This is a genomic window from Microlunatus ginsengisoli (assembly GCF_039537205.1).
GTDB lineage: Bacteria > Actinomycetota > Actinomycetes > Propionibacteriales > Propionibacteriaceae > Microlunatus > Microlunatus ginsengisoli.
Genome location: NZ_BAABAB010000032.1, coordinates 1 through 8,193, shown reverse-complemented (window position 1 = coordinate 8,193; position 8,193 = coordinate 1). Strand labels below are relative to the sequence as shown.

Below are 8,193 nucleotides of genomic sequence, written 5' to 3'. Positions count from 1 at the left end.
CGGCTCGGCGACAACCTCGCCAACGATGATCGGGTCACCGTCGGCTACGCCCCGGCCGGCTGGTCCAATCTGGCCGACCATCTCCGCGTCGGCGGTGCCACCGACACCGAGCTGGTCGACGCCGGCCTGGCGAAATGGTCACGCCGCGGCACCCTCATCGACCTCATGCGTGACAGGGTCGTGTTCGGCATCCGCAACGATGACGGCGACCTCGTCGGGTTCACCGGACGCGCCGCCCCCGGCGACACTGACGCGCCGAAGTGGCTCAACACCCCCACCACCACGATCTTCACCAAAGGCGAGCTGCTATTCGGGTACACCGAGAACCGGGACCGGCTCGCCGACGGAGCCGTCCCGGTCCGGGTCGAAGGCGTCATGGACGCCCTCGCCATCACCATGGCCGGCGACGGTCGTGCCGTCGGGCTCGCCCCATTAGGCACCGCACTCACCGCGGCACAAGCAGACACGTTCGCGGCCGCGGCGAGCCGGCACATAATCCTTCACGCCACCGACGACGACCCCGCCGGACTGAAAGCCGCCGAACGCGACTACTGGCTCCTCACCACCCGCGGCGTCGACACCCGCAAACTGATCCTCACCGACGGCGAACAAGGCTTCAACGACCCAGCCGACGCCTACAGCGCCGCCCCGGACAGCCTCACCGCCGCTCTTGTCGCGGTCGACATCGCACCGCCACTCGCCGCCCACCTGATCTCCGACATCATCAGCCGGCGCCGCGAACACCTCAGCGACGGCAACCTGTACGCGGTGGTGGATGTGGCCCGGAAGCTCGGCACCACCATCGCCGCCGCACCCGCCGATCAGCGCGACGAACTCATTGCCGCCGCCGCGGCCATGCTCGCCGACGCGGCCGCTGAGGACCGGGATCACTATCTCGAGTTGGTCACGATCACGACCAACGAGGCCGCCCAATCCTGGGGCAACCAGCGAACAGCAGCGGCTTCGCCATCGGGAGCAGCCGAACGGAGCAACCAAACCGACAGAGAACAATCGGAAATGCCGGGTGCCGAAGCTGACGATCTGACCACGGGTTCAGATTTCGACGGCGCGGCTTCAGGCGCGCTGGTCGAGCAGGTTCATGAACGGCTCAATAGCGCCGCCACGGCTCTCGCCGCTCTGCGCCAATCCACCGACGCGCATGAACGGACGGCGAGCACCGGATACGAGCGGGACAGTGGAGCGTCGGGCTCGGAAATCGCCCGGACGGGGGAGCGGCACCGCCGCGAGGAGGACCCGCCCCGTGGCACCATGCCCGAAGATCCCGATCGTGAGCGCTGAGCTCGTACAAACTGAAAAGGGATCCGGGGTGCGGATGCAGCAACGATAGGTCACCGAATACCAGGGATTTTGTTCCCCCGGCCGACGCGAGTCGGCTCGGCTGCTACTCGGGATTGCAGGTCGTGGCTTCGGATCCAATCGGATCCGAAGATCCCGTATCTGCACTCTCGGCGCCCGTGTTTGTCTCGATGGACGCGACGCGTCGCTGTTGAAGCTCATCGCGTTCAGCGTCTGGGATCGTCATCGACTCGGCCAGCACAGCGGCAAGCGCATCCGTCTGAGCGGTGCCGACGTCAGCGGAGAAGAGCCATCGGATGTTCTTTTCACGCGTGATGAGGTCGATCGCAAGGCGCTCGGTACCGGCCCGTGTTGTCGTTGTTCGGACGTATCGAACTTGGTCAATCGGAATGTCGGGACGCATCTCGCCGTGCTCAAGGAATGCATTCGTCTCGGCCGTGACGATGCGGCGATCGGTGACGGCGACTAGCGTTCTGGCGGGCGCCTTGTCCCTGGCTGCCGCCCACTTCTCCTTCGCCGTGTCGAGGATCGCACTAACGGGACCGAGAGCATCGAACTCGTGAGGGAAGCCGATGACGCGGAGCGTCTCATCGTCCTCGACGAACCACCGCAAAATGCGAAGGTACGGCTTGAGATCCAGCGTCTCGGGTGCACAGACAACGGCCGGAGCCCCGAGCGGTGGGGCCGGTGGATGAAGAGCGTTGGCAACAGGCTCAATCGCATGCAAGAGACGGGCTGCGGTTCGGCGGGCTGCCCTGGAGTCCTTGCGCTTTCCCGGCAATGGCAGTGTGTCGTGACCAGGCAGTTCGGCGACGACGCGCAACTCCCGGGTCAGCGCATCGAGGAGCCTTGTCGTCTCGGCGAGTGAGGAGTCCAGCACATCGCGAGTCTCTCGCGCGATGGCGTCGACAAGCCGGGCCTCGCCGGCGTCCTCCTGCCCAGCAGATCTCGCCCGCGCGGCGTGAAGCGCCTGGTATCCGGTCCATGCCTTGAGGGAAGACAGGAGTGCGTTGGCGTCGAAGACGATTGCTTGGGCATTCGTCTCCAAGTACTCACGTCGACGGCGTGTGTCGAGCTCAGCGATCTGTCGTGCGTGATTGCCGACGTTCATCCGGTAGAGGTCACGCTGCTTGAGCAGGTTAGCGCGCTTGCCTGCGACTGTCTCCCATAGCGACTTCGGGACCGATTCGACTTCTCTTGCCTGGTCAACGACGCGATCGATGGTGGCGACCAGGCCTGTCAGTTCGGTCCACTGATCGTGGCGGATGTCGGTGAGCACCTGGCTGGTCAGTGCGATGTTGGTGGTGACCAGGCCCGAGATCTCATTCAGCGACATCTGAAGAGCGATCATGGCCACGGCCGGTCCAAGCGCGGCGGCGACCCCGGCTGCGCTCACCGCAGTCACTGGAATGAAGCGGGCCTGCGCGAGAGTGCCAGGCAGGAGCACTGTGCCGAGGTTTGCGCCATCCTTGACTGCGAGGGTTCCGCCAGCCTTCAGGAGGGCTTGGGTTGCATCGCTGAGCTTGTAGAGCCCCCGCGCACTGGCAAGTGCGTTCCCAAGGTTGCCGGCCACCGTCGCCGTGGTGCCGATCGAAGCCAGGACGTTAGAGACCTGCTTCTGGTCGTCAGTCGACACGAGCCCAAAGTCGATCAGATCGAGTTCGAGTTCCGCCGGAACCTCACCGAAGACGACCGCCACACCTGGAAGCATCTCCGCGACGACCGTCAATGGCCTGGGCGAGTCAATGTCCGAAGTGGGCGCTGAGTTGTCCACAGCAGGCGCTGAGTTGTCCACAGCAGATGAGTCGGTGGTTTTGCTCCGGCCGTCGTCCTCAGGCTCGGCGTTCGCCGTCGAGTCCTCCATGCGATCTCCTCCGCGCGAGGGGCGTGTGTAGGCAGACGACGACGTCGGCGTCCTGGCCGAAGGCTACGGCAGGACGTCCTGCCGTTCAGCGGGCTCCGTATTGGAGTTCGTGACTTGAGAGCTACCGCCTACGTCCAGGCCGACCCTGACGCTGCATTCGACGAGGCCCTGGCTCAGGCTCGTCGGAACTTCAGTACAGCCGCCAGCCGCGAGCCCACCGTTCCGCACCGTTTCAGGCGCGCTGGCGGGTGGCAGCCATAGCGTCGTGATGTTGCCTGGAACGGTGCCATTCCTCGTCGTGCAGGGTTGCGTTGTCCTACAGGTAAGGGTGCAACATCGGCAGGAGGTCGTCCTGCTCCTCCTCGATGTAGAGAGGTCAGCGGATCCGGCTGCGTCCCTCGGCATCCCCACGTTCGAGGCCGAGTCGAAGATGCTCGATCAGGTATTGGTTGGACGCATGGGCGATCACGATGCCACGCTCTCGGCCATCTCGATGATGAGTGCCTGAAGCGCCTGCAACTCGGCATCGATCTCGCCGAGCGTGCTCCAGGGATCGAGCTGGATCCGCGCGCCGAACGCACACACGGCGTGCGTTCTTGCAGTCGCCATGCCGTACCCCTTGCCGATCCACTTCGGAGCGCCGGCTGCGACGATGGCTTGCCAGTTGGCCCGGTCCACCGCGTCACGGGGATTGGCGGAAGTCAGCTGCCACGCGCGGCCGTCCACGACGGCACCCGAGTCGTCGACGATGCGGTCGCGGAACAGCTGGTGCAGAAGCGGCCAATCGAAGTCGGCGGATGTGATGACCCCCGACTGGCTCAACCCCACGAGGACAACCGGTCCGGGAAGCCGATCGCGGTAGGCCAGCGCAGGATTGGGGCGCCATGCCTGGGCGGGTAGGCCCTCCTGAATCTCAACGATAACTTTGTGGCCAAGGGATGAGGACGGCACCCGAATCGCCGCCACCCACGCGCCCCCGCCCGATGATTGCTCCAGGTCATGCTCCAGCTCGCACCATGCGTCCATCCGACTTGCGAGCCAGGCGACACGCGTGCGTAGTGCCAGTTCGAACCCTGCCGCGTCATCTGGGACGTCGTTCCAGACCGTTTCGGCATCCACGCGGGGCACCAGGCTGTCGAGCTGCCGCAACCACGCACGAGCCGTGGCAGCGACCCACGGGTGGTCGCTCTCACTGAAGGCGCTCAGTACGTCCTCCCAAGTCAGCGCACGCCACCTCGGAGCAGCCATGAGGCTTAGGGGCAGGCTGCCGAGATGAAGCACGAAGCGCGCCTCGGCTTCGGGAAACGCCGCCTCATATCGGGCGAGCTGCTGCGATCCAAGGTCGGCCAGAACCTTCGCCTCGATCATGGCGAGCTGCTGGCCGTCACGCAGCAGCAAGAGGTCCAGCCGGTCGGATCGCCGGGCGACCTGACCGGCCACCGTGACCTCGCGCCGGACGGCGTCCGGTAATCCCCCAACCAGCTCCTTGATGGGTGCCGGATCGGTCGCGATCAGGGAGGCAAGAAGATCGCTCCACCGGGTTTCGTTCGCGGCGGGCACGACGAATGAAAGGTCCGGGTGGCGTTGCTCATCGCTCACCTGGCTACCTCCCGTCGCGTCTCAGTGTGTCGAACGCTATCCGGCAACCCCGACAACAATCGCCGACGTTGGTGTGGCCAAGATCGATAGGGCATGGCGCTCCCGCGAGGCGTCCCTATGTCGCCGCCGTCAGGTATCAATAGGTATGCAGTTCACGCTGGACGGTGAACCGTTCGAACTCACCCCAGACATGGTGCGGGCGCGCATCGCCAATCATGTGCCCGAGCCGATCCGGGAATATTGGGTCGAAATCGACGGCGTGCGCTGGCCGGCGAAGCAGGCAATCGCGCTCGCAACCGGCGTACCGGATCGGCAGCGGTTCCAGTCGCAGTCGGCCCGTCGGTGGCTCGCCAATCTCGGGTTCTCGATCGGCCGCGGCCAGCAGCTCGTCACCGCGCCTGGTCCGCCCCGGGCTCCTGCGGCGCGATCAAGATCTGCCGCCGTCACCAAGACGCCGCAAACAAGCCCCGACGTCGTGCTGGTGGGGTGCGTGAAGAGCAAACTGAGCCACGGTGCGCCCGCGAAGGACCTCTACACGTCCGACTACTTCAAGAAGATGCGCGCCTACGCTGAAGCCTCCGGCGCGCCCTGGTTCATCCTGTCAGCAGAGCATGGGCTAGTCGCTCCCGACGACTGGCTCGAGCCCTACGAGCGGTACTTGCCCGACACCACCCGCGAGTACCGGCGATCGTGGGGTCAGACCGTGGCCACTCAGCTGGGCGAAGCCGTCGGACCAATCAATGGACTGGTCGTGGACATCCATGCTGGTGCGGCCTACGTCGAGTCCGCCGAGGCGGCACTGGCGCCGCTCGGTGCGGTCGTCGTCGACCAGCTGAAGGGGTTGTCGTTCGGGCGACGCCTGTCGTGGTACCTGCGCCGTGGAGCCGACTCACACAGCACCGCCGCGAAGGTCACCGAGCAGCTTCAGGATCAATCCAGAGCTGTCGCGCTAGCCGATCTCCTAGCGTCAAACGGGGCGGACCTGCGATCGCCGGGAATGTACAGCTGGTGGGTCGACGAGGTCGGTGCCGAAGATCTCAGCAGGGGACTGGGGCACGAGATCGCGGCCGGACTCATCTATGCCGGCCTGGCTGGCGCGACCCGAAGCGGAGGGTCCGAGTCGTCGAACACCCTCTGGGGGCGGATCACCACCATGCACCTCGGAAAGCGGCACGAGTTCTCGACCCTGCGTAGAAGCCTTGGATCCATCCTGGCCAGCGCTCATGGCTCATCTGCCATCGACGAGGCTGAGCTGACCGGTTGGATGCACGCGCACCTGCGAGTGGTCACCATCCCGATTGCCGATGCCGACACCTTGGACGCTCTTGAGTCAGAGATCTTGGCGGCGCTCGACCCACCTTTGAACCTCGCCAAGGTCAGCAAGACTCCGCCACGGCTGCGGCTCTCGGCGCTGCGCAAGCAATACGCAGGGAAGCCTACTGTCGTCGAGGAAGAGGACCAGGATGGCTGACCTAGACAACCCAACCAAGGCGCAAACTCGAGTCGCTGCCTGAGGGCCGGCAAGAGTAGTAGACGACATAGTCGCCCTCACCGGACAGCCCAGGGGCTTTAATCGGAGGTGTGGCAGGGGGAGCGCCCCCGACCTGGAGGGCTCGACACTCCGCCAGCCGTGACGACTGACTCTTCAATCGACCGATAGACGACCGGCTGCGTTGACTCCCGACAGGGCGTGACTACGACCAGGACAGCGACAGGTAGTCCTCCCGGTGGTCCTGCACGAGGTCGATCACGGAGAAGTCACACATGCCGTGAGCTATCAGCGCCACCTGCCAGCGGGCGTTGAAGGCAAGGATCCAGGCGGCCGCGGCGGCAGCGGCCCGGCGTTCACTGTCGGAGAGTTGCTGCCCTCTCACCTCCTCATAATCCCGTAGATAGGCAGCGGCCTCCCGCGGGCTCGACAGCCCGCCTCCAGCCGAGGCGCTGGCGGCGTAGCACGAGGCTGTGAAGCCGGCGATGACCGCTTCGGTGTCGGCCACCAGTTCCCAGTCGAAGACCCCGACGAGCTGATCGCCAACCATCGCCGTGTTCCCGGCGTACCAGTCGGCGTGACCCACGACGACCTGATCAGGCTCTCGATTTTCAAGCATCTGATCAGCCGCACGCCGCCCAAACCCGTCGAGCCACTCGTAGCCGGCGACGGTGAACTCGAAGTCGACAAGCGTGTCGTGGGGGACTGGCCACGGACCGCATTGGTAGCGACACCACGAAGGTCCCGGACCGGCGCGCCGGGCCAGGTCCCGGTGCGCCCGCAGAATGTCGATGTGCCGGGCGAGCCCGTCGGCCAGCAGCCGACGCATGGCGGGCTGGCGACCGTCAGGCCTCGCGCCCGCGATCAGGGTTTCTGCGGTGAGGACGCGGCCATCGACCTCGTCCGGCCCCGCCAGGGGGACCGGGCAGGGAAAGCCCGCGGCCACCAGCGCTTGCTGGGCGTCGACCGTTGCCCGAGCGGCGTCAACGTCGACCGGGGCCCGGTGCGCCTTGATCACGACCTCTCGGCCGTCTTGCAGCTCTACGCCCCAGACAGCATCGATGCGGCCTGCACGGAACCGCACGTCAGCGATCATGCTGCCGAGCCGGCCGTGCAGCCAGTCGTCGAGGAATGCGCGTAACTCTGACGACGTCACCGCGCCATGAACCGCGCGCTCGGTGCTGCTGATCTGCTCTGACCCGTCGATCTCGGCGCTCTCTTCCACGACACGAGCATGAACCCTCCACGACAGCTCGCCTCAGGGGCGTACTCCTCGTCGTACCCAGCATCGCCAGTGCGTCCTACAACCACAGCGCTTTACGCGGAACTCGGGACGACCCGATGGGCGCTATGGGGTCTGTAACGAGAACGGTGTTTCCGGCGGTTTTCATCAGTAGGTTTCTGCCGCCGGCCAGCGGTCGGCGAACGTGGTGGCGAACGCGTTGAGTGCCGGTTTCCACCTCATGGTCCATCGTGCCTGCCCTTTGCCGGTCGGGTCCAGGGATCGGGTGACCAGGTACAGGCACTTCATCGCAGCTTGCTCGGTCGGGAAGTGGCCGCGGGCCTTCACCGCTCGGCGGTAGCGGGCATTCAAGCTCTCAATCGCGTTCGTGCTGCAGAGGATCTTGCGGATCTCCACGTCGTAGTCGAGGAACGGGATGAACTCGGCCCACGCGTTAGTCCACAGTCTGATGATCGCTGGATACCTGGCGCCCCAGCTGTCGGTCAGGTCGTCGAGAGCCGCCCGGGCCGCGGCTTCGTTGGGGGCGGCGTAGATCGGTTTCACGTCGCGTTTCAGCCGGTCCCAGTCCCGCCGCGACGCCAGCCGGAACGTGTTCCTGATCAAGTGGGTGTTATGCCGACGTCGGCATAACACCCATTATGCCGATCTGATGGTTATGCCGACGTGGTCGCGGGATCGCTT

General features: G+C 65.5%; 5 protein-coding genes and 1 pseudogene. 2 read left to right on the top strand and 4 right to left on the bottom strand.

What is annotated here, in order from left to right; genetic code table 11:
- Window positions 1-1,299, top strand: a 1,299-nt coding sequence (locus ABD747_RS19980) for a toprim domain-containing protein (RefSeq protein ID WP_344807905.1), incomplete at its 5' end; no start/stop codon positions are given.
- Between the two features lie 103 nt (window positions 1,300-1,402).
- Here the strand turns inward: ABD747_RS19980 and ABD747_RS19975 are convergent.
- Entirely contained in the window at window positions 1,403-3,181 is a 1,779-nt protein-coding gene (locus ABD747_RS19975; protein ID WP_344807903.1) for a hypothetical protein, read from the bottom strand.
- A 465-nt stretch (window positions 3,182-3,646) separates the two neighbouring features.
- Entirely contained in the window at window positions 3,647-4,780 is a 1,134-nt protein-coding gene (locus ABD747_RS19970; RefSeq protein ID WP_344807901.1) for a hypothetical protein, read from the bottom strand.
- A gap of 145 nt (window positions 4,781-4,925) precedes the next feature.
- Between ABD747_RS19970 and ABD747_RS19965 the strand changes: the two genes are divergently transcribed.
- Window positions 4,926-6,251 carry a DUF6884 domain-containing protein gene (locus tag ABD747_RS19965; protein ID WP_344807899.1) on the top strand — a complete coding sequence of 442 codons (1,326 nt, stop codon included), beginning with the start codon at window positions 4,926-4,928 and terminating at the stop codon, window positions 6,249-6,251.
- Window positions 6,252-6,474: 223 nt separating this feature from the next.
- On the opposite strand, the gene ABD747_RS19960 is transcribed toward ABD747_RS19965, so the two are convergent.
- Together ABD747_RS19960 and ABD747_RS19955 are read right to left on the bottom strand one after the other, a co-directional pair.
- On the bottom strand, window positions 6,475-7,494 hold the full coding sequence (locus ABD747_RS19960; protein WP_344807897.1) for an aminoglycoside phosphotransferase/kinase family protein: 1,020 nt from the start codon (window positions 7,492-7,494) through the stop codon (window positions 6,475-6,477).
- 165 nt (window positions 7,495-7,659) lie between these two features.
- Window positions 7,660-8,118 (bottom strand): annotated as a pseudogene (locus ABD747_RS19955) (transposase); the annotation flags it as partial.
- Between the last annotated feature and the right edge of the window lie 75 nt (window positions 8,119-8,193).